Source organism: Candidatus Methylomirabilota bacterium, from assembly GCA_003104975.1.
Taxonomy (GTDB): Bacteria; Methylomirabilota; Methylomirabilia; order Methylomirabilales; family Methylomirabilaceae; genus Methylomirabilis.
Genome location: PQAM01000001.1, coordinates 43,275 through 64,671, shown reverse-complemented (window position 1 = coordinate 64,671; position 21,397 = coordinate 43,275). Strand labels below are relative to the sequence as shown.

Annotated in this window: 20 protein-coding genes; 19 read left to right on the top strand and 1 reads right to left on the bottom strand. The window is 60.6% G+C overall.

What is annotated here, in order from left to right:
- Positions 1–34 precede the first annotated feature (34 nt).
- From C3F12_00350 to holA, 18 genes are all read left to right on the top strand, one after another.
- Positions 35–1,174 (top strand): type IV pili twitching motility protein PilT, encoded by a 1,140-nt coding sequence (locus C3F12_00350; GenBank protein ID PWB48985.1) that lies wholly within the window; start codon positions 35–37, stop codon positions 1,172–1,174.
- A gap of 92 nt (positions 1,175–1,266) precedes the next feature.
- Complete coding sequence (locus C3F12_00345; protein ID PWB48984.1) at positions 1,267–1,638, top strand: RecX family transcriptional regulator; 372 nt, start codon at positions 1,267–1,269, stop codon at positions 1,636–1,638.
- A gap of 10 nt (positions 1,639–1,648) precedes the next feature.
- Positions 1,649–4,306, top strand: coding sequence for an alanine--tRNA ligase (locus C3F12_00340; GenBank protein ID PWB48983.1), 2,658 nt, complete (start codon positions 1,649–1,651; stop codon positions 4,304–4,306).
- A 145-nt stretch (positions 4,307–4,451) separates the two neighbouring features.
- Complete coding sequence (locus C3F12_00335) at positions 4,452–5,081, top strand: phosphatidylserine decarboxylase family protein (GenBank protein ID PWB48982.1); 630 nt, start codon at positions 4,452–4,454, stop codon at positions 5,079–5,081.
- The gene (gene pssA / locus C3F12_00330; protein ID PWB48981.1) at positions 5,078–5,878 is read left to right on the top strand and encodes a CDP-diacylglycerol--serine O-phosphatidyltransferase; all 801 of its coding nucleotides are present in this window, start codon (positions 5,078–5,080) and stop codon (positions 5,876–5,878) included. Before C3F12_00335 ends, pssA begins: the two co-directional genes overlap by 4 nt.
- A 5-nt stretch (positions 5,879–5,883) precedes the next feature.
- Positions 5,884–7,431: a 2-isopropylmalate synthase gene (locus tag C3F12_00325; protein PWB48980.1), complete on the top strand. Its 1,548-nt coding sequence runs from the start codon at positions 5,884–5,886 to the stop codon at positions 7,429–7,431.
- Between the two features lie 15 nt (positions 7,432–7,446).
- Positions 7,447–8,469: an aspartate-semialdehyde dehydrogenase gene (locus C3F12_00320; protein ID PWB48979.1), complete on the top strand. Its 1,023-nt coding sequence runs from the start codon at positions 7,447–7,449 to the stop codon at positions 8,467–8,469.
- An 80-nt stretch (positions 8,470–8,549) separates the two neighbouring features.
- A complete protein-coding gene (locus C3F12_00315) occupies positions 8,550–9,374 on the top strand; it encodes a tRNA pseudouridine(38-40) synthase TruA (protein PWB48978.1) in 825 nt (274 codons plus the stop codon).
- The gene (locus tag C3F12_00310; GenBank protein ID PWB48977.1) at positions 9,371–10,999 is read left to right on the top strand and encodes a bilirubin oxidase; all 1,629 of its coding nucleotides are present in this window, start codon (positions 9,371–9,373) and stop codon (positions 10,997–10,999) included. The genes C3F12_00315 and C3F12_00310 overlap by 4 nt, the downstream gene beginning before the upstream one ends.
- A gap of 152 nt (positions 11,000–11,151) precedes the next feature.
- Positions 11,152–12,264 (top strand): hypothetical protein, encoded by a 1,113-nt coding sequence (locus C3F12_00305; GenBank protein ID PWB48976.1) that lies wholly within the window; start codon positions 11,152–11,154, stop codon positions 12,262–12,264.
- Positions 12,197–12,439 (top strand): hypothetical protein, encoded by a 243-nt coding sequence (locus tag C3F12_00300; GenBank protein ID PWB48975.1) that lies wholly within the window; start codon positions 12,197–12,199, stop codon positions 12,437–12,439. Before C3F12_00305 ends, C3F12_00300 begins: the two co-directional genes overlap by 68 nt.
- Positions 12,440–12,982: 543 nt before the next feature.
- A complete protein-coding gene (locus C3F12_00295) occupies positions 12,983–13,159 on the top strand; it encodes a hypothetical protein (GenBank protein PWB48974.1) in 177 nt (58 codons plus the stop codon).
- Between the two features lie 24 nt (positions 13,160–13,183).
- A complete protein-coding gene (locus C3F12_00290) occupies positions 13,184–13,474 on the top strand; it encodes a hypothetical protein (protein ID PWB48973.1) in 291 nt (96 codons plus the stop codon).
- A gap of 259 nt (positions 13,475–13,733) precedes the next feature.
- Complete coding sequence (locus C3F12_00285; protein ID PWB48972.1) at positions 13,734–14,459, top strand: hypothetical protein; 726 nt, start codon at positions 13,734–13,736, stop codon at positions 14,457–14,459.
- Positions 14,460–14,626: 167 nt separating this feature from the next.
- Positions 14,627–15,082, top strand: coding sequence for an ester cyclase (locus C3F12_00280; protein ID PWB48971.1), 456 nt, complete (start codon positions 14,627–14,629; stop codon positions 15,080–15,082).
- Positions 15,083–15,301: 219 nt separating this feature from the next.
- On the top strand, positions 15,302–17,896 hold the full coding sequence (locus C3F12_00275) for a leucine--tRNA ligase (GenBank protein ID PWB48970.1): 2,595 nt from the start codon (positions 15,302–15,304) through the stop codon (positions 17,894–17,896).
- Positions 17,893–18,399, top strand: coding sequence for a hypothetical protein (locus C3F12_00270; protein PWB48969.1), 507 nt, complete (start codon positions 17,893–17,895; stop codon positions 18,397–18,399). The genes C3F12_00275 and C3F12_00270 overlap by 4 nt, the downstream gene beginning before the upstream one ends.
- Entirely contained in the window at positions 18,399–19,415 is a 1,017-nt protein-coding gene (gene holA / locus C3F12_00265) for a DNA polymerase III subunit delta (GenBank protein ID PWB48968.1), read from the top strand. The genes C3F12_00270 and holA overlap by 1 nt, the downstream gene beginning before the upstream one ends.
- Before the next feature lie 3 nt (positions 19,416–19,418).
- On the opposite strand, the gene rpsT is transcribed toward holA, so the two are convergent.
- A complete protein-coding gene (rpsT, locus tag C3F12_00260) occupies positions 19,419–19,691 on the bottom strand; it encodes a 30S ribosomal protein S20 (protein ID PWB48967.1) in 273 nt (90 codons plus the stop codon).
- 105 nt (positions 19,692–19,796) lie between these two features.
- On the opposite strand from rpsT, the gene mviN reads away from it, so the two are divergent.
- Entirely contained in the window at positions 19,797–21,392 is a 1,596-nt protein-coding gene (mviN, locus tag C3F12_00255; GenBank protein PWB48966.1) for a murein biosynthesis integral membrane protein MurJ, read from the top strand.
- Positions 21,393–21,397: the final 5 nt, after the last annotated feature.

Sequence of the window (21,397 nt, the reverse complement as noted above, 5' to 3'; positions counted from 1 at the left end):
GAATTACGGGATATCTGGAGAGGTCATCGCAGGGATGCCTGTCGATCTTGATCGACTCCTGAGGTTGGCCGTCGAGCAACGCGCCTCAGACCTTCACCTGAAGGTCGGCGCCCCGCCTGTCCTGCGAATCGATCACCAACTCATCCCCATGCAGGATGAACCGTGCCTGAGTGAAGCCGATCTCGATGCGACGGTCGGCCTCGTGACGACGGAGCTGCAGCGACGCCAGTTCGTGCAACATCGGGAGTTGGATGTCGGCTACGGTATCGCTGGGCTGGGCCGGTTTCGGACCAACCTGTTTCAGCAGCGGGGGATGGCGGGGGCCATCTTTCGAGTCATCCCGCTCAAGGTTGAAACGATTGAGGAACTGAATCTTCCGCCGATCATCGGAAAACTAGCCATGGAAGCCAGGGGGATGGTGTTGGTGACCGGCACAGCGGGAAGCGGGAAATCGACAACCTTGGCGGCCATGATCGACCATATCAACGTGAATCGAACCGGTCATATCGTCACCATCGAGGACCCGATCGAGTTTCTCCATTCGGATCATCGGTGTCTGATCAGCCAGCGGGAGGTTGGGATCGACACCGAGTCCTTCGCCGGCGCGCTGCGTAGCGCGCTTCGTCAGGATCCGGACGTGATTTTGGTGGGAGAGATGCGCGACTTCGATACGATCAGTACGGCGATTGTGGCCGCCGAGACCGGCCACCTGGTGTTGAGTACCCTGCACACCATCGATGCCGCCGAGACGATCAACCGCATCATCGCCATCTTTCCGCCCTATCAGCAAAAGCAGGTCCGACTACAGCTTGCGTCCGTGTTGAGGGGGGTTGTCTCGATGCGGTTGATCCCGCGGGCTGACGGGAGCGGACGGGTACCGGCCGTCGAGGTGATGATCGCAACGGCCACCATTCGGGAGTACATCGTCGACTCCGATAAGACCAGAAAGATCGCGGAGGTGATCGCCGCCGGGACATCCGAATATGGGATGCAGACCTTTGACCAGTCGATTATGAGCCTCTACCAGCGGGGCCTGGTAAGTTATGAGGAGGCGCTGAAGTGGAGCAGCAACCCCAACGACTTCGCGCTCAAGGTACGAGGGATCGAGAGCGCGGTCGATCAGCCCTGGACCCCGGAGCGAACGGGGAGCCTGCGGGATCGAAGGCCGCACTAGCGCCAAGGTCGCCCGGCGCGGCGTACAGGGCAGGCATTCGGCTCCTCGCTGCCCGGGATCGAACGATCGCCGAACTGGCCCGTCAACTGACGATGAAGGGATTTGCTCAGGCGGAATCCAGGGCGGCGGTCGAACGACTGAAAGCGGAAGGCTATCTGAACGATCGACGATTTGCAACCGCCTGGGCCAGAGGCCGAGTTCGGACCAAACCGATGGGACCGCACCGATTACGCAAGGAGCTCGAAGCCAAGGGGGTTGAGGCGCCGGTTATGCGCGAGGTGCTGGAGGAGATCTACGAGGGGGGCGAAGAGCCGGTTGCCCGCCGCGCGATGGCCGGCAAGCGCGCGGCGCTCGGACGCGGATCGGCTTCAGCCCGAGTCGATCAGATCGCACGATTTCTGTATCGGAGAGGATTTTCACCTGACATTATCAGACGGCTCCTGTACGAGAAGCCGCAAGGTTAATGGAACGCCGATGACGGGGCTGACGGGCGGAGAGATCCGCGAGCGATTCTTACGATTTTTTGAACAACACGACCATGCAGTGGTGGCGAGCGCCTCGCTGGTTCCTGCCGACGATCCGACGCTGTTGTTCACCAATGCCGGGATGGTGCCGTTTAAGGGGGTCTTCCTGGGGACCGATCAGCGCCCCTATCGACGTGCCGTCTCTGTTCAGAAGTGCCTGCGCGTGAGCGGCAAGCATAACGATCTGGAGAACGTCGGGCGGACCGCCCGGCACCATACGTTCTTTGAGATGCTCGGCAACTTCTCCTTTGGTGATTACTTCAAAGAGGGCGCCATCGAATACGGCTGGGCGTTTCTGACGCGCGAGTTGAAACTCCCTGAAGAGCGGCTCTGGGTCACTATTTATAAGGACGACGATGCGGCGGGCGAGTTGTGGCGACGGCTGACCGATCTGCCGCCCGATCGTATCGTTCGGCTGGGAGACAAAGACAATTTTTGGTCTATGGGCGAGACGGGCCCATGCGGGCCGTGCTCCGAGCTGATCTTCGATCAGGGTCCGTCGATCGGGTGCGGGCGGCCGACCTGCAGCATCGAGTGCGGATGCGATCGCTACCTGGAGCTGTGGAATCTGGTCTTCATGCAGTACAACCGTGACGGGTCCGGAACCCTGACGCCGCTGCCCAGGCCGAGCATCGATACGGGAGCCGGATTGGAGCGAATGGCTGCGGTCTGCCAGGGGGTGAAGAGTAATTTTGAGAGCGACCTGATCCGGCCGTTGATCGCCGCGGTCGAGGGGCTGTCGCAGAAAGGATACGGCGCGGACGAGCAGGACGATGTCTCCATGCGGGTTATCGCCGATCACGCGAGGGCGGTGACCTTTGCGCTAGCCGACGGTGTCCTGCCCAGCAATGAGGGGCGGGGTTACGTCCTGCGTCGGATCCTTCGCCGGGCGCTTCGCCATGGTCGTCTCCTGGGCCTGAATGAGCCGTTCCTGGCCACTGCCACCGATAGGGTCATCGACCTGATGACGGAGGCCTATCCGGAGCTGCCGGCGAGTCGAGCCCATGTCGCGCGCCTGGCCTGGATTGAGGAGGATCGGTTCGGTATCGTACTGCGTGAGGCGCTCCCTCGGCTGCATGACCTGATCCGGAACGTCAAGGCGCCGACAGCGGAGCGGGCCGTCCTGCCGGGGTCGAAGCTGTTTGAGCTCTATGATACCTACGGCGTGCCGCGCGACCTGATCGAGGAGATCGCCGCTGAACAGTCGGCGGTGTGCGACTGGAACGGATTCGAGACCGAGTTGAGGCGTCAGCGGGACACGTCGCGGGCGCACCTGAAGGCGTTTGGAGAGGCCCAGGGGGTGGCGGATGCCGTCCGCGACCTTGCCAGGACGCGGCAAACGGCCTTTCTGGGATATGAGCGACTCGAGCTGGAGGCATCGGTCGTTGCCGTAATCGTCGACGGCAAACCGATCGAGCGGATCGGCGCGGGGCGGGAGGCGGAGGTCGTCCTGGATCGGACCCCCTTCTATGCGGAGGCCGGCGGACAGGTGGGGGATACAGGGTGCCTTCGTGGTGAGACCGTCCTGGCGGAGGTTCTGGACACGAAACGCCCGCTGCCCGGCTTGATCGTTCACCGCGTTCGGGTGACGCGCGGCGAGATGACGTGCGGCCAGCGGCTCGTCGCGTCGGTCGATGCGGGTCGACGTGCGATCACGGTGAAAAATCATACCGCGACACACCTCGTGCACGCGGCGCTCCGGCAGATCCTCGGCGATCATGTCCGACAGGAGGGTTCGCTGGTGGCGCCGGACCGATTGCGTTTTGACTTTCGACATTATGGCCCCCTCAGTTCCGCCGAGATCGCGCAGATCGAAGAGATGGTCAACACGAAGCTTTGGGCCAACCTGCCGGTGACGGTCGAAGAGATGCGGCTGGATGAGGCGCTGGCGAAAGGCGCCCTGGCCTTCTTCGGCGACAAGTACGGGGATGAGGTGCGGGTCGTGAGCGTGGCCGACTTCAGCGTCGAGCTGTGCGGGGGCACCCACACCAGGGCAACAGGAGAGATCGGCCTGTTAAAGATTGCGCATGAGACTGGGGTTGCGGCCGGGATCCGGCGCATCGAGGCCTTGACCGGGCCCGGCGCCTTTGCGTATCTGAGACGCGAGGGGGACATCCTGCGGGAATCGGCCGATCGACTGAAGAGTAAGCCGCTTGAGGTGCCGGAGAAGGTTGACCGCCTCGTCGATTCGGCCCGGGCCTTTGAGCGGGAGATCCAGCGACTTCGCGCTAAGTTGGGCGCAGAGATCGCTGAGGAGTTGCTGGAAAAGGCGACCCAGGTCTGCGGCATTACCGTGGTCGCCGGCCTCGCTGAGCGTTATGATCAGCGGGCGCTCCGCGAGTTGGTGGATCGACTACGGACAAAGATCGATAGCGGCGTGATCGTATTGGCGACGTCCGTCGAGGGGCGGGTGGGATGGGTGGTGGCGGTCACGCCGGATCTCACCAACCGGCTGCACGCCGGCAAATTGGTGAAAGAGGTCGCCGGCATCACCGGTGGAAGCGGCGGCGGCCGGGCCGATCTGGCCGAAGCAGGCGGGAAGAACCCCGACGAACTGAATCGGGCGCTTCAAATGGTTCCGGAACTGGTCAAACGGTTCCTCGGATGAGAGCAATCAGCTATCAGGCATCAGCGGTCGGCACGAAATACAGTCGGAGTCGAAAGCCGTGGAGTGGTCACATGGTCGGCTTGCGATCCGACCCGTCGCCGTGCTATAAGTTGTTCATCATACGGACCTTCTGGGCGCGGCGTGGATGATGATACCGATTGCACGGGAGGGGTGGCCGTTCATTCTCCCACCCCTCGGCTTGGCGGTCATCCTCTGGATGACAGGGTGGCAGATCACCGGTGGCGTCACATCTTTGGTGGCGGTGGCGATCGCTCTCTTTTTCCGTGACCCGACGCGCGATATCCCGAAAGACGAGGGGCTGATCCTGTCTCCGGCCGATGGGACCGTCGTTCAGGTCACGCGCTATATCGGTTCGGAGTTGCGAGAACCGGCCACCCAGATCAGTATCTTCCTGTCGGTTCTTAACGTCCATATCAACCGCGCCCCGTTTCCAGCGGTCGTCGAAGAGGTGACGTATAGACCGGGAACCTTTCGGATTGCATGGCAGCCTGAGGCGTCAACCGAGAACGAACAGAATCTGATCGCGCTGAAGGCGCCGGAGGGTCGGCTGCTGGTGAAACAGATCGCCGGCCTGATCGCACGACGCATCGTCTGCCGGGTCGCCCCCGGACAGAAGCTTGAGGCCGGCGAACGGATCGGGTTGATTCGATTCGGATCGCGCGTGGATCTTATCGTTCCGGCGCGGGCGGAGATTCTTGTGAAACGCGGCGATCGTGTGTATGGAGGAACCAGCGTGATAGGAGCGCTCCGATGAAGAGAGGACGACGGCGACGCGGGGTCTACCTGCTGCCGAGTCTGCTGACCATCACCGGGATGCTGTGCGGGGTCTACGCGATCGTGGCCGTCCACAACGACGACTACACGCGCGCGGCGGTCGCGATCCTTGTGGCCCTGATCCTGGACGGCCTTGACGGTGCGGTCGCCCGGTTGACCAACAGCCAAAGCGAGTTCGGCGTACAGCTCGATTCCTTGGCAGACCTGGTCTCATTCGGCGTCGCGCCGGCCATCCTCTCGTACGCGTGGGCGATTAAACCGTATACCAAAATGGGATGGCTGTTCGGCTCAGTGATCCCGACGGCACTGTTCGTATCAAGCGGCGCCTTCAGGTTGGCGCGCTTTAACGTGCAGACGCAAGCACTCGATAAGCGCTATTTTGTCGGCCTCCCGATTCCCGCGGCTGCGGCGGTGATTGCCTCCTTCGTACTGTTCATGCGAGAGTCGCCGTCGCTGGTCCTGTTTGAGCATGAGTTGTTGTCCGATCGCATGACATCCGCGCTCATGATCGTGATCGTCTATGCGCTGTCGTTTCTGATGGTCAGCCGGCTCCGTTACCGCAGCCTTAAAGGGATCGAGATCAAGAAGCGTCAACCGTTCGCGCTGCTGTTCGGTTTGACGGTGGGAGTGCTGGTTGTTGCGTCAGCGCCGAGCTTGGTGGCCTTTTTGTTCTTTTCGCTGTATGCGTTATTCGGTGTGATTCGACTGATTCCACTGATCCAACGACGGCTGCCGCAGCCGCTGGAGCAGGCCGCGGGCGGGAAGGGTGGAACATAGGCGCGATGGGGAAACGGATCACCATCTTTGATACGACGCTTCGGGACGGCGAGCAGGCGCCGGGTTGCAGCATGAATACCCGGGAGAAGCTGGAGATGGCCCGGCAACTGGCGCGTCTAAAGGTGGACGTGATTGAGGCCGGCTTTGCCATCGCCTCTGAAGACGACTTTGAGGCAGTCAAGACGATCGCCCAACATGTCAAGGGCGGGCCGATTATCGCCAGCCTCTGCCGGACACGTGAACCTGATATCGACCGCGCATGGGAGGCGCTGCAGTATGCCGATCGCGCGAGGATTCATATCTTCATTGCGACATCTGAGATCCACATTACCTACAAGCTGAAATCGACGCAGGAGGAGGTATTGCAGGCCGCCGTTACGGCAGTGAAGCACGCCAGGCGGTATACCGATGACGTTGAGTTTTCACCGGAGGACGCGCATCGGAGCGAGCAGGATTATCTCTGCAAGGTTGTCGAGGAGGTGATCAAGGCCGGCGCCACCACCATCAATATTCCCGATACAGTCGGCTACGGCCTCCCATGGGAGTTCGGCGCCAGGATCAAGGATCTCTTTGATCGGGTCCCCAACATCGACAAGGCGGTGATCAGTTGCCACTGTCATAACGATCTCGGGCTGGCGGTGGCCAACTCGTTGGAGGCGGTGAGAAACGGCGCGAGACAGGTGGAATGTACGATCAATGGGATCGGCGAGCGTGCCGGCAACGCCTCATTGGAAGAGATCGTGATGGCGCTGCGGACGCGAAGGGATTTGCTCGACTTCGAGACCGGCATCAACACGGAGGAGATCTATCGATCCAGCAAGCTCCTCACCAGCATCATCGGAGTCCCTGTTCAGCCGAACAAGGCGATCGTGGGCGCCAACGCCTTTGCGCATGAGGCGGGCGTCCATCAGCACGGCATGCTGCAGAAGCCGCTCACCTACGAAATTATGACCCCGGAATCGGTTGGGGTCCCTCGGAGTCGACTGGTTCTGGGCAAACACTCCGGCCGGCACGCGTTCAAGAAGCGGCTGGAAGAGCTGGGCGTCATGCTGCCAGAGGAGGCCGTCAACCGGGCCTTTGTGCGGTTCAAGGTCGTCGCCGATAAGAAGAAAGAGGTGTTCGACGACGACCTGTTGGCTATTGTCGAGGAGGAGGCGCTCGCGGCCGGTGAGACCTATACCCTGGAGCACCTGCAGTTTACCAGCGGGACCAACCTCGTTCCCACGGCGACCATACGGCTCAAGCGCGAGCACGAGATCTTCCAGGAATCGGGCTGGGGTGACGGCCCGGTCGATGCCGCCTATAAGGCGATCGACCAGATCACGAAGGTCCAGGGGCGGCTGGCCGATTATTCGATCAGGGCGATCACCGGTGGAAAGGACGCACTGGGCGAGGTCGTCGTCAAGCTGGAGGTGGATGGCCACACCGTCATCGGCAAGGGGAGTTCGACCGACGTCATCGAGGCCAGTGTGAGGGCGTACCTGAATGCGGTCAACAAGATTGTCGGCGCCGGGCGACCGCCGAAGGACACGACGGCGCCACGTGGACTGTAATGGAGCGCACGTGAGATGGCGAACAGAACCTACAACGTAGCGGTTGCCGGGGCGACCGGCGCGGTCGGAGAGACGATGCTTCGACTGCTCGAAGAGCGAAACTTTCCGGTTCGGCAACTGAGGCTCCTGGCCTCCGAGCGCTCCAGCGGAAAGAGCCTGATCTTCCGAGGCGAAGAGATCAAGGCCGAACAGCTCGGTGAGCATTCGTTTCAGGGGATCGAGATCGCCCTCTTCTCGGCCGGGGCGACCCGCAGTCGCGAGTTTGCCCCCGTCGCCATCAAGGCCGGCGCAGTAGTGATTGATAATAGCTCCGCATTCCGGATGGAACCCGACATCCCGCTGGTGGTTCCGGAGATCAATCCGGACGCGCTGGCCGGCTATCGGGCCCGCGGGATTATTGCGAACCCGAACTGTACCACCATTGTCATGCTGATGCCGCTCAAGCCGCTGCATGACTACGGTCGTATCAGGCGGGTGATTGCCACCAGCTATCAGGCGGTCTCGGGCGCGGGGGCGAAGGGGATCGAGGAGTTGAGGCGTCAGACCCTGGCCTGGGCCGGCGGGCAGCCGATAGAAATCAGCGCATTTCCGCAGCAGATCGCTTTCAACGTCATCCCCCACATCGACGTCTTTCAGCCGAACGGTTATACGAAGGAAGAATTGAAGCTGGTCTTTGAAACCAGAAAGATCCTGGAGGATGAGTCGATCGGGGTCTCGCCGACGACCGTCCGCGTCCCCGTCTTTACCGCCCATTCTGTCGCGATCAACGTCGAAACCGAACGGAGGATCGGGGCGGACAAGGCGAAGGAGTTGCTCGCGAAGATGCCGGGGCTGCTCGTCCTCGATGAACCTGCCGCCGGCCGCTACCCGGTACCGCTCTTTGCGGCTGGGAAGGATGATTGTTATGTCGGCAGAATCAGGGACGATCTGTCCAACGATCACGCCCTCAATCTCTGGGTGGTGGGAGACCAGCTTCGAAAGGGGGCGGCCCTAAACGCTATCCAGATTGCTGAATTGTTAGTCGATGGCTACCTTTGAACGGTGTAACCTTGACTGTCACAGAGAATCCGTGAACAGGAGCGCAGCACCGGCGCTCCTGTTCGTGTTTTCGGATCAAGATGACGACGTATAAACTGACCATCGAATACGAGGGGACCGACTATCATGGCTGGCAGGTCCAACCGGGTGTGCCAACCGTCCAGGGAACCCTACAAGAGGCTCTGGCGCGGATCTGCGGGACCAGGATCGACCTGATGGGCGCGGGCCGCACCGATGCCGGCGTGCACGCCCTTGGTCAGGTAGCCAGCCTTCGCGCTGAGTTTCACCATCCACCGGATACCCTCCGTCGAGCGTTGACCAGCGTCTTACCATCCGACATTGTGGTGACGCGGGTAGAGACGATGGCGGACGACTTTCACGCCCAGCGGCGGGCACAATGGAAGCGCTATCGGTACACCCTTCTGACGCGGCGATATCCCTCTGCGCTCGAGCGGCGATACAGCCTCTTTGTCCCATACCCTGTAGAAGTCGACGACATGGCTCAGGCTGCCCGGGGTCTGATCGGTACCCATGATTTCAGCGCGTTTCAAGCCGCACATGGATCTGCGGAATCACCGGTACGCACCATCTTGGCGGCCGAGTTTACACGGCAGGGGGATCACGTATACTTTGATATTGTCGCAGATGGATTTCTTCGCCATATGATCCGAATCATCATGGGAACCCTGCTGGATGTTGGACGAGGAAAACTACGACTGTGTGACTTTAAGGCGATACATGAAGGACGAGATCGTAATCATGCATCAAAGACGATCTCTCCCCATGGACTGTGTTTGCTGAATGTCGGTTACGAACCGTTTCGAGATAGTCAGGACCGATTGTTAGATCGTACGTCATGGCCTCGGCGTACGGAACTTATGGATCAGGAGGTGTGCGTCTCATGAGCGAGACAACTGATCTCTCTCGAAGAAGGCTCTTACAGTGCCTTGGCCTCGGCGCAGTGGCGGCGAGTGTGGTCCCTGAGTGGGCCTTTGCGGCTGTCGAGCAGGGCGCTCAGGACCGTCAAGCTCAAACGGATCCGGACGTCGAGATTGGGATCACCGCCCTGACAACGGAACTCCCGGTTCTTTCGTCGGATCGGCCGACGAAGGTCTGGAGATTTGTTGGTGAACTGATCAAGGGGCCGGCGGGTACGGTCGAGGAGATTCCGGGGAGTTACCTCGGTCCTATATTACGATTACGTCAGGGACAAAGGGTCCGTATTCGCTTCCGGAACAAACTATCGGAAGACTGCGTGATCCATCAGCACGGCCTGCTGGTACCTGAAGAGGCCGACGGCCACCCACGGCACCAGATACGGAGCGGCCAGACCTCTGTCTACGAATATACCGTTCTTGATCGCGCCGGTTCCTATTGGTTCCATCCCCATACCGACAAACGAACGGCCGAACAGGTCTACTACGGTATGGCCGGCCTGATCCTCGTGACGGACGCCGAGGAGGAGTCATTGGAGCTGCCGCGCGGTGACTACGATATTCCACTGGTGATCCAGGACCGGAGTTTCGATGACCGTAACCAGTTCCGCTACGTTGGGCACATGCATGATCGATGGATGGGGTTTTTGGGTGATCGACTATTGGTCAATGGGAAACCGGACGTTGTGCTTCCTCTCGCGACCCGTGCGTATCGGCTTCGGATCTATAACGGGTCGAACTCGCGCATCTACAAGCTGGTGTGGGGCGATGGACGCCCGCTTACGGTCATCGGGACCGATGGGGGACTGCTGGAGAGTCCGGTCGTCCGCAACTATGTGATGCTCGCTCCAGGCGAACGGGTGGATCTCTGGGCGGATTTCCGCGGTCGAAAGGTGGGCGACGAGATTGTGCTGCGCAGTGCTCCCTTCTCCGGCGTCATGCCCATGATGGGCATGGGTGGCGGTATGATGGGAGGTCGGGAGGGTGGAAGGATGGGGATGGGACGAGGCATGCGAGGCGGGATGATGGGTATGATGGGCACAACACTGCCCAATGGGTCCGACTACCCCATTTTGACGGTTCGTATCACGCGGGAAGAGCAGGATCAGCTCAGCCTCCCGCGCAGCCTCTCCACGATTCAACGCTACCGACTGCAGGATGCGGCTAATGCGAAAAAGCCCCGATCGATCCACCTGTCCATGCGGGGGATGTCGCCGCGGATCAACGGCCGCTCATTCGAACTGACAGGGGTCGTCGACGAGGAGATCATCCCGTTGAACACCTTGCAGGTGTTGGAATTCGTCAATCGAGACCGCCGGTCACGCACGATGATGATGGCCCATCCGATGCACATCCATGGACAGACGTTCCAGGTACTCAAGCGGGAGATGGCGCCAGGGTCTGAGCAACGGTATGCGTCGGTCAGCCAAGGGTTTGTCGATGATGGCTGGAAAGATACGGTACTGGTGATGCCTGGTGAAAAGATTACCATCTTAAAGCGTTTCGACAAATATACCGGTCTATTTCTGTACCACTGCCACAACCTCGAACATGAAGACCTGGATATGATGCGGAACTTTCTGGTCCAGGCCTAACGCCGTCAGTACGCCGATGGGCACGACAGTCTGTTGTAAAATCGGGCGCGTCACCGGTTCGTCATTGCGAGCGACCGGAGGGCGCGTGGCAATCTCGCTGTACCTGAGTGCGAAGAACGGTGGGATTGCTTCAATCGCTGCGCTCTCTCGCAATGACTCGGGCGGAGGATTTTCTAACTCATGACAAGGAGCCAATCATGCCGTTGCTGAGAATGAGGAGATTTGAACGTTGGGCCACCGCCGTTGGTACAGCGTTCCTCGTGGGGGCGGTGCTGTGGCAGCAGCCGGCATTCGGCGTGGAGCCGGCGGCCAAACCGGTGGAGCCTGGAGTGGTGGCGAAGATGGGTGATCAGACGGTTACGCTGGAAGAGCTGAAGCGGGCGCTGGCCCCGCAGCTTGCCAAGTTAGAAGATCAGAAATTCCAGCTCATGGAGGCAAAGCTGGAGGAACTGATCGAAGAACGTCTTCTTACGCTCGAGGCCAAACGACGGGGGATCACAGTAGACGAACTCTTGGAGGCAGAGGTTGCATCAAAGGTTCCAGAAATCGGCGATGGCGCAGTCACCGCATTTATCACACAGAACAGGGCGCGCTTACAGGGCGAGGAAGCCCAGCTTCGTCCCAGGGTCCGAGAGTATCTGCAAAATCAGAAGGAGCAGGAGAGTCGCCGCGCCTTTCTGGCCGGTTTGAAACAACGTACAAAGGTCGAACGCTTGCTGGAAGAGCCGGAGCCGACCCGGGTTGCCGTCAGCGCGGAGGGGGCGTTTACTTTAGGTCCCAAGGATGCGCCGGTGACCGTTATCGAGTTCTCCGATTTTCATTGTCCGTATTGCAGTCGGGTCGTCGCCACGCTGAAGGAGGTCGTCCGGCTTTATCCCAAACAGGTGCGGTTAGCCTATCGCGACTTCCCGATCGCGAACCTTCATCCGAAGGCCGCAAAAGCGGCTGAGGCCGCCCGCTGTGCCGGCGAGCAGGGGAAGTTCTGGGAGTATCACGACAAATTGTTTGAGTCGCAGGCGCAGACGACAATTGAGGACTTCAAGCGATTTGCTGAGCAGTTAAAGCTCGACAACAATAGCTTTGCCGCCTGTCTGGATAGTGGAAAACATGCCGCAGCGGTCCAGGCTGATGTACAGGAAGGAACACGCCTCGGCATTACCGGAACCCCGACCTTCTTTATCAATGGGCGGCTCGTCGTTGGCGCCCTCCCATTGGAGGCATTTCAGAGAATCATCGACCGCGAACTCCGCCGGCAGACGAAATAACCAACCCGGAGCCCACATTGCGGTCGCGACCGTGCATGGGATAGACTATCTTTTGACGTGGAATTGTCGCCACATCGCGAATGCGGAGAGTCGGTCCCGCATCGTGCGAGCGTGTCGTCTGCTCGGGTACGCAGCGCCGATTCTCTGTACACCCGAAGAGCTGATGGGGGGATAGACCAGTGCACCAAGATCCTATCGTAGAGGAAGTCCGTCGTGTGAGAGCCGATCTCTTGGCTCAAGCTGGCGGCGACCTGGACCGCCTTTTCGATATGTTGAAGGAGTGGGAAGCTGCCAGCGATCGTCCCGTCGTCTCCCGTCCGGCGAGGACACCGGAGCACGCTTCGGACGCGGCCTAACGCTCCGCAGCTACTCGCTGTGTCCTGACAGGCGACCGACGGCAGGTACAAGTGTGCGTGGAGTTGCCCTTGACTGCTGCAACACTCGAAAAGAAGCTTTAACCACGGGAGTCGCCGATCGACAACGAGCTGCTCCGGTGGCTCTATCTCCATCTGCCGCCCCAACCCATCAAGAGCAGGAAGGTGCACCGGGGCTACAGCGATGCGGCCCGCATCCTGATGCGGGAATCCGGAAGCCTGGATGCCGACAACCGTACGGCCGTCGGTCAGTACCTGCGCGCCGTCATTCCCATCATCGAGCAGTATGAAAAAAGGTATTCCTCATTGGTCCGGCAACCCCTGAAGAGGTGCTTGGGTTCCTCATGGGACAACACGAGCTCAGTCAATACGATCTCGCGAAGGAGCTCGGGGGCCAGTCCGTCGTGTCGCAAATCCTCAGAGGGAAGCGAAGGCTCACGCGGGAGCACATCGAGCGATTGAGTAAGCGATTTAGGGTAAGTCCGGCCACCTTCTACCCCGGAGGCGTCTCTTGCGGCTAAGTCTCACATTGAGGGAGGGGAGATATGTCAAAGGTCTTGAAAAAACGCCGGTATGCTTCAAGCATCAAGATCGATGGCAATATCAGGTGTCAACGCGTTTACCCTATCGAAGACGGAAAATCACAGAACAAACCCGTCGAAGAACTTCAAACTGTTGGCATCAAGTTGTCGCGTAACCAAGCGATCCAGCTAGCTCTTGTACTATTGGCCGCCTCCCAAGAATGGAGTGAAATTGATATAACGGTGTGGCGGCTTAACAAGCGTCAGTCTGATGGTACCTATACTGTGACGGTTACCAGCCCTCGTGAATCGTGACAAAAATGGCAAAATGAGCGTGTGACTACCACTGGCTGCGTCGATTCGGCAAAAAGAAAAAGGGGCTAAGTCTGCTTTTGAGTCAGGTGTCCATTCACTGGTAATCTTTATTTTCTGCCACGTCGCGTTCGAACGCTTCCTGGAACGGATTCTTGGAAGGCTGAGAAACGGGCGGAGGGATGTGAGCGAGATCCCTTGGTCATTTTGCGGTTGTGAGAAAGTCCGATCCGGGACCGGAACAGAGCGAAGGGGGAAGCGGATGCGTCGTATCAGACAATTGCCGTTTACGATGGCGGTCGTGTGTCTTGTGACGGGAATCTGGAACGTAGGTTGGGCGGCTGAATTTCCCGATCCGTGCCGGGATCACGAGGTCCGACTTCGTCTTGTGGAGGAGTATTGGGTTGCGACGCACACTGCAAAAGTTTCCGCAACGGTGCAGGTGGCGGCTGATCCGACGAAGGCTGAGGCGGTTCGCGTGGAGGTGCTGTCGCTGCTGAGGAGGCTGGTGCCGGAAAGCGGCGCACCCGAAGGCGTATGGCGGATTACATCGGCGGTCTTGAGTCGCGACGCGGCGGGCCTGGAACGCTGGCAGATACAGGCCGACATTCGGGCCGCCGAGCGTGAATTGCCTGGACTTCACGACAAGGGTCGAAGGTTGTCGAGGCCCGGCATGAATATTCACGTAACGATCGACTGGACACCTTCTACGATGGAGGTTGAATCGGTCAAGGAACAGGCGCGGAAGGCCATCTATAGAAAAGCCGCCGATGAAGTCGAGCGACTGAATGCGGCGTCGGGTATGCGCTACCGGCTGGGTGATGTGGAGTTTGTCGAGGCGGGTATTCCGGCGCGGCATGCGTTGAGGACGGCCGCTGACGAGGAGGGGAAGGCTGAGGTGATGATGGCGCCTCAGACGGCTATTTCGCGGGCGGACCGCGCGGTCATGCAGGCGCATGTTGCCCTTCGCGAACGGCAATGCCGATGAGAGAGCGGCCGTGCGACGTGAGGAACTGCTGCGCCATGCCCGATTGATTTTTCTTGACTTGGCAAGAGTTTCTCGCGTTAAATGTATCGTACCGAATCACGGGGTTGATCTTCAATCAGGCTTCGTCGTCAGTCCCGCGAAGGTAGCGGCCATCTAAGGGGTGCGAGATGTCGATCGAAGACAACAAGCGTTTGGTGCGTCGCCTCTACGAAGAGACCGATAAGCAGAACTTCTCGTCGCTGGATGAGTTCTTCTCCGAGAATCTGATCGATCACGATCCGCCCCCGATCCCCGATCTGAAGCCGGGCCTGGAAGGCATCAAGCAGTCGTTCAAGGTGTTTGCGAGCGCCTACCCAGACGGAACGCACGTCATTCACGATCTGATCGCCGAGGGTGACCGGGTCGTCATACGGGTGAGCGGAACCGGAACGCAGACCGGCGAGTTCAAGGGGATCAAGCCGACCGGAAAGAAGGTCGAGATGACGGGGATTGTCATCTACCGGATCGAAAACGGAAAGATCGTGGAGCGCTGGGCGCAGCACAACTTCCTGGGCTTCGTCATGCAGCAGTTGGGGGTCGTTTCGCTGCCGGGGCATGGCGGTCCACACTCACCACCAGCCTGAGTACCGAAGGCCACATCGCGAAGCTTGACCGGCAGGCGCTCAGCGTGTCGGATCGTTCCGCCGTGTCCGCCTCAACCCGCTCATCTTCCGCACTCATCGCAGTCCTTCTGCCCGCACGCCATCGTGTTGTTGTTCACGAACCCGCTTCGCGCTTGCGCAATCCTGACGCCTATGCTACGTTTCCAGCCGGTCTGAGCAATCATCGTTCAGGAGCGGTCAATGGCGCGGGGTTACGACTTTAAGACGATCGAAGCGAAGTGGCAGCGAACATGGGAGGAGAGCGGCGCCTTCGCGGCGAACGAAGAGGCGCCGCAGCGTAAGTTCTACCTCCTCGAGATGTACCCCTATCCGTCCGGTCGGATCCATATGGGCCACGTGCGCAACTACGCCATCGGCGACGTGCTGGCCCGATTCCTCAGGATGCGCGGGTATAACGTCTTGCACCCGATGGGGTGGGACTCGTTCGGTCTGCCGGCGGAGAACGCCGCCATCGAACATCGTACGCATCCCGCGAAATGGACCAACGACAACATCGCCTACATGCGCGCCCAGCTTAAACGGATGGGGTTTTCCTACGATTGGCGGCGCGAGGTCGCGTGCAGCGATCCGAGCTACTACACATGGGGGCAGTGGCTGTTCCTGAAGCTGTATGAAAAGGGACTGGCGTATAAGAAATCGACCGCCGTCAATTGGTGCGAACTCTGCCAGACGGTCCTGGCCAACGAGCAGGTGGAAGGGGGGCTCTGCTGGCGGGACGGGTCCCCTGTCGTACAAAAGGAACTGCCCGGGTGGTTCTTCCGGATTACCGCCTACGCTGAAGAGCTGCTGAGCGGTTTAGATCACCTTGTCGGATGGCCTGATCCGGTCAAGGTGATGCAGCGCAACTGGATCGGCAAGAGCGTCGGGGCCGAGGTGCGCTTTCCGCTGGTCGACCGGGGAGAGGCGCTCACCATCTTTACGACGCGACAGGATACGCTCTTTGGAGCGACCTTGATGGTGCTCGCCCCGGAGCACCCGCGTGTCCTCGATCTCACACAGGGCACCTCGCAGGAGCAGCCGGTCCGGGCGTTCATTGAGCGGATGAAACTGGAAGACCGGATCAAGCGGGTCGCGGCCGACACGGCAAAAGAAGGGGTATTCACCGGCGCCTATGCCGTCAATCCGCTCACACACGAGCGGATCCCGATCTGGATCGGTAACTTTGTCCTGCCGGAGTATGGAACCGGCGCCATCATGGCGGTACCCAGCAATGATCAGCGCGACTTTGAGTTCGCTCGGAAGTATGGCCTGCCGATCCGCCTGGCGGTCACACCCACCGATACCCTGTTGGATGAGCGCAGCCTGGAGCAGGCGTATGAGGGTGAGGGTGTTCTGACCAACTCCGGCCCATTTACCGGTATGGACAGCCGACAGGCGCGCGAGGCGATTGCCGATTTTCTGGAACGGGAGGGGATCGGGCGGCGGACGGTGAACTACCGGCTCCGCGACTGGGGGATCTCGCGACAGCGCTATTGGGGCAATCCGATCCCGATCATCTACTGCGATGGGTGCGGAACCGTACCGGTGCCGTATGAGGATCTGCCGGTTGTTCTGCCTCAGAACGTCGAGATCACGATGAAGGGGGGCTCGCCGCTGCAGAAGGTCGCCGAGTTTGTCAATGTCCCATGTCCGCAGTGCGGCAGTCCCGCCAGACGGGAGACCGACACCATGGACACCTTTGTCGATTCCTCCTGGTATTTTCTCCGATTCACGAGCCCGGAGGCGGAGGATGGACCGGTGAACGCTGCTCGTGTGAACTACTGGATGCCGGTCGACCAGTATATCGGTGGGATCGAACATGCGGTTCTCCACCTGCTGTACGCGCGCTTTTTTACCAAGGCCGTCCGCGACCTGGGCCTGATGACGGTGGACGAGCCGTTCCATCGACTGTTGACGCAGGGTATGGTGTGTAAAGAGACCTCCCGGTGCGCCGAGCACGGCTTTCGGTTGCCCGGGGAGGTGGACGGTTCAGGGTGCTGCCGCGCGTGCGGTCGTCCGGTGCAGGTCGGGCGAACCGAGAAGATGTCGAAGTCTAAAAAGAACGTGATCGACCCCGAAGATCTTCTGGCGCAGTATGGGGCCGATACCGCCCGGCTGTTCTGCCTGTTTGCCGCCCCGCCGGAAAAGGACCTGGAATGGTCCGATCAGGGCGTCGAGGGCTCATTCCGATTTTTGTGCCGGATCGTCCGCCTCGTTGAGGAGCAGGAGGCGTTACTGAAGGATCGTGTGCCGCCGATCCCGTTTCAGGACCTCATAGCGGGCCGCGCCCTGTACCGCAGGGCCCAGCAGACCGTCAAACGGGTGACGGAGGATATCGAGGATGAGTTTCACTTTAACACTGCCATCAGCGCCCTCATGGAGCTGACCAACGAGATCAGCCGCTTTGAGCTGAAGGGTCCGGCAGAGGAGATCGGAGAGCGGCGCTTCGCCTATAGCTATGCGGTCGAGACCCTTCTGCTGTTGCTGTCGCCCTTTGCGCCGCACCTGTGCGAGGAGTTGTGGGAGCGGCTCGGGCGCGGCGGCAGCATCTTTCAGACATCCTGGCCGCTCTTCGACCCTGCCGTCATTACCGCCGAGGAGATGGTGGTGGTGATTCAGATCGACGGGAAGGTCCGCAGCCGACTCGTCATGCCTGCCGATGCGGACGAGACGGCGATGCGCGAGGCGGCCCTGGCGGACGAGCGGGTCAAGGGGTGGTTAAGCGAGCGAACGACGCGGAAGGTGGTGGTCGTGCCGAAGAAACTGGTCAATATCGTCACGGGGGGGATTCAATGAGGACGATCGTGTACGTGGCGGTACTCCTGGTACTGGCCGGATGCGGCTATCGGCCGGTCGGTTCCGGAGAGATGAGCGCACTTCAGCCCTCCGTCAAGACGATCAGTATCGGGATGGTCAAAAATCGGACCTTCCGTCCGACGATTCAGCCGGCCCTTCGGGATGCGTTGGCCCGGAGACTTTCCGCCGACGGTCGGATGCGGATTGTGGAGGAGGGCGCCGACGCTGTCCTGGAGGGGGCGATCGAAGGGTTCGGTGAAGAGCCGCTGGCCTTCGGCACCGTGGATACGGCCAAGCGCCTTCGCATGAGCATCTTCTTCTCCTTTACGTTGAAGAAACGGGCGGACGAAAAGGTGCTGCTTCGAGACGGCGTCACGGGCATCGCCTATTACTATACCGGGTCCGGCCTCGCAGAGACCAAGACCGCCCAGGATGAGGCGACGCTTCGGGCGGTCGCGGATCTTGCGGATCAGGTCGTCAGTCGACTGCTGGATGGGGTGTAATGGCCTGGTCCAAGGTCGGCAGCCGGCACTCACCGCGCAAGACTCACGACTTTCGTCACGGAGAGATCGCCTCGGTCTACTGCCTCTACGGAGAAGAGGACTATCGTCGGGAACAGGTGCTGAACCAGCTCCTGGACGCACTGCTCCAGGAGGGCATGAGAGACCTGAATCTCGACCAGATCCGTCCTGGAGAGACAGGAAGCGGATCAATTCTGGGGAGTGCCAGGACGCTGCCGTTTCTCGCGCCGCGTCGGGTGATTCTGATTCGAGACGTCGAGGGGCTTTCGCGGGACCAGCAGGAGGAACTGCTTGCCTATCTGAATGAGCCCTGTCCGACAAGCTGTCTGGTGTTGGTCGCGAAACGTCTGGATCTCAGGACACGTTTGGCGGCGGTCCTCCAGAAGAAAGGGGTGCTGCTGCGCTTTGATCGTCCGGAGGCGGATTCGTTGAAGGAGTCGCTGACGGCGGCAGCCAGGGAGCGCGGGGTACGACTGCAGCCTGAAGCCGTCAGCCTGCTTCTGGCGCTGGTGGGCGACGATGTTCGTCAGTTGATCTATAACCTGGAGCGATTAATACTCTTCGTTGGGGAGCGCGAGGAGATCGGTGAGTCGGAGGTTGCGGCGCTGGTTGGGGAAACCCGTGTACGATCGATCTTTCAACTGACCGATGCCGTGTCGAGCCGAAATCTGGATCCGGCGCTCCGTTGTCTGACCAGTCTCTTGGAGAGCGGGGAAGAGCCCCTCGCCATTATCGGCATGCTCGCTCGGCAGATCCGTCTGCTGATCCGCGCCAAATCGCTTCGCGAGCAGTCGGCCACCGTCGGCAGGATGACCCAGGGATTCAATCTGCCGCCCCGCGTCGTCGCGGCCCTGGCAGAGCACGCCGCCTCGCGTTCCTGGCCGCAGCTCTCGGGCGCGCTTCACGCGCTCTCGGAGGCCGACTTGGCCATCAAGACCGGAAAGGCCGCAGCCCCCGCGGTGATGACCGGGTTGGTCTGGAATCTCTGCCTGGCGTGAGGCCTACGACGGTTGCGGGAGGGCGTGGAGTTGGCGGGCAAGCCGTGACTTATAGCGGGCCGCGGCGTTCTTATGGATAAACCCCTTGCTGGCGGCTCGGTCAATGAACGGTACCGCCTGCGCGAATGCCTTCCCGGCCGCATCCCGATCCTGTCCCTCGATCTCCGTCCGCACCTTCTTGATGACGGTCTTCAAGGCGCTCTTGGCCGCACGATTACGCAACCGTCGCTTCTGGCTTTGCCGCATGTGTTTCTGTGCCGACTTCGTAATTGGCATGTGTCTCTTTCTCCTCTGTCGTGTCTCGTCCCTATCCGGTCTACGGAGTGATCGATCGCGCTGCTCATTAGAAAGCAGCGGCGCGTACTTGTCAAGGATTTTCTGATGGAGCACGAACACCGCGGAAAGATCGCGCGGGCGGCCGGTGTGGTCAGCGCGGCCACCCTGTTGAGCCGTATTCTCGGCTTTGTCCGCGATCTGATCATTGCCAGGGCCTTCGGCGCCGGAACCGCGACCGATGCCTTTTTCGCCGCCTTCCGTCTCCCCAATATGTTACGCGAACTGCTGGGGGAGGGCGCCCTCTCGGCGGCATTTATCCCGGTCTTCACTGAATCGTTCCGGACGCGCGGGCGTGAGGGCGCCTGGCGATTGGCCTGGACCGTCTTGAGTATGCTGACGTTGCTGCTGCTGGCGGTCTCCAGTGTCGGCATTGTGTTCGCGCCCTGGTTGATCAGGCTCATCGCCCCCGGCTTTCACGCGATCCCCTCACAACTCGATCTGGCCGTCTATCTGACCCGGGTGATGTTTCCGTATATCCTGTTGATCGGGGTGGCGGCGCTCTTCATGGCGATCCTCAATTCGCAGGGCCACTTCGCCACCCCGGCGCTCTCGCCCAGCGTGCTCAACGTCGCCATGATCGGCTGTGCGCTATTTCTCACACCGCATATGGACCCGCCGATCGTCGCGCTGGCTATCGGCGTCCTCATCGGCGGCGTCGGCCAGCTTCTGATCCAGATCCCGGCGATTCTGAGCGGAAGTCGGGGCGTGCGGTGGAGTCTCGATGTCGGCGATCCTGCGGTCGGGCGGATCGCGCGGCTGATGACGCCGGGGATCGCCGGTTTGGCCGTCACGCAGCTCAATGTCTTTATCGGCACCCTGCTCGCGTCGTTGATGGGGGAGGGCGGGATCTCCATCCTGTACTATGCCTTCCGATTGATCCAGCTCCCAATCGGTCTGTTCGGTGTGGCGATTGCCACAGCGGCCTTCCCCGCGATGGCGAGGCAGGCGGCCAACCGGTCCCTGAGAGAGGTTGGCGCCACGGTCGCCTATGCCATCCGTCTGGTCCTCTTCGTAACGCTGCCGTCGATGGTCGGCCTGATGGTCTTCAGGGTGCAGATCATCCAGATCCTCTTCGAACGGGGCGCCTTTGATCGAACAGTCACCCTCGCCACCGCTGATGTTCTGTTGTTCTACGCCTTCGGTCTCGGGGCCTATGTGTCGAACCGGATCCTCGTCCCGGCCTTCTATTCGCTGCAGGATACGGCGACGCCGGTCAAGATCGGGATGGCGGCCGTGGTGGCCAATATTGTCGCATCGCTCCTGCTGATGCGGCCGCTGGGGCTGGCCGGTCTCGCGCTGGCGACCACCCTGTCCTCCTTCGTGAACCTGGGCCTGCTGTTGGTCTGTCTGCAACGGCGTCTCGGGCGGCTCGATGGGTTACGCCTGCGCTCACTGGCCAAGGTCGCCGGGGCTGCCGGCTTGATGGCCGTCATCGGCCTATCGCTGAGCTATGCGTATGACCCGCTGACGATCGAATCATCGCTTCATCGTGCCGCGGTGCTGACGGTCGAGCTTGTGATCTGCGGTGCGGTATTTCTGCTTGCGGCGGCCGGTATGGGCTCCGAGGAGTTGCGTGGTCTGCTGCAATGGCTGATCAGCCGCCGACAGAAGATCGAAGGTACCCCATCAGGGGAAGATTAACGTTG

Bases quoted from the DNA above. Each gene is read 5' to 3' on its own strand.
- C3F12_00350 (PWB48985.1), top strand. From the start codon at position 35: ATGCCTGTCGATCTTGATCGACTCCTGAGGTTGGCCGTCGAGCAACGC.
- C3F12_00345 (PWB48984.1), top strand. From the start codon at position 1,267: ATGAAGGGATTTGCTCAGGCGGAATCCAGGGCGGCGGTCGAACGACTG.
- C3F12_00340 (PWB48983.1), top strand. From the start codon at position 1,649: ATGACGGGGCTGACGGGCGGAGAGATCCGCGAGCGATTCTTACGATTT.
- C3F12_00335 (PWB48982.1), top strand. From the start codon at position 4,452: ATGATGATACCGATTGCACGGGAGGGGTGGCCGTTCATTCTCCCACCC.
- pssA (PWB48981.1), top strand. From the start codon at position 5,078: ATGAAGAGAGGACGACGGCGACGCGGGGTCTACCTGCTGCCGAGTCTG.
- C3F12_00325 (PWB48980.1), top strand. From the start codon at position 5,884: ATGGGGAAACGGATCACCATCTTTGATACGACGCTTCGGGACGGCGAG.
- C3F12_00320 (PWB48979.1), top strand. From the start codon at position 7,447: ATGGCGAACAGAACCTACAACGTAGCGGTTGCCGGGGCGACCGGCGCG.
- C3F12_00315 (PWB48978.1), top strand. From the start codon at position 8,550: ATGACGACGTATAAACTGACCATCGAATACGAGGGGACCGACTATCAT.
- C3F12_00310 (PWB48977.1), top strand. From the start codon at position 9,371: ATGAGCGAGACAACTGATCTCTCTCGAAGAAGGCTCTTACAGTGCCTT.
- C3F12_00305 (PWB48976.1), top strand. From the start codon at position 11,152: ATGACTCGGGCGGAGGATTTTCTAACTCATGACAAGGAGCCAATCATG.
- C3F12_00295 (PWB48974.1), top strand. From the start codon at position 12,983: ATGGGACAACACGAGCTCAGTCAATACGATCTCGCGAAGGAGCTCGGG.
- C3F12_00290 (PWB48973.1), top strand. From the start codon at position 13,184: ATGTCAAAGGTCTTGAAAAAACGCCGGTATGCTTCAAGCATCAAGATC.
- C3F12_00285 (PWB48972.1), top strand. From the start codon at position 13,734: ATGCGTCGTATCAGACAATTGCCGTTTACGATGGCGGTCGTGTGTCTT.
- C3F12_00280 (PWB48971.1), top strand. From the start codon at position 14,627: ATGTCGATCGAAGACAACAAGCGTTTGGTGCGTCGCCTCTACGAAGAG.
- C3F12_00275 (PWB48970.1), top strand. From the start codon at position 15,302: ATGGCGCGGGGTTACGACTTTAAGACGATCGAAGCGAAGTGGCAGCGA.
- C3F12_00270 (PWB48969.1), top strand. From the start codon at position 17,893: ATGAGGACGATCGTGTACGTGGCGGTACTCCTGGTACTGGCCGGATGC.
- holA (PWB48968.1), top strand. From the start codon at position 18,399: ATGGCCTGGTCCAAGGTCGGCAGCCGGCACTCACCGCGCAAGACTCAC.
- rpsT (PWB48967.1), bottom strand. From the start codon at position 19,691: ATGCCAATTACGAAGTCGGCACAGAAACACATGCGGCAAAGCCAGAAG.
- mviN (PWB48966.1), top strand. From the start codon at position 19,797: ATGGAGCACGAACACCGCGGAAAGATCGCGCGGGCGGCCGGTGTGGTC.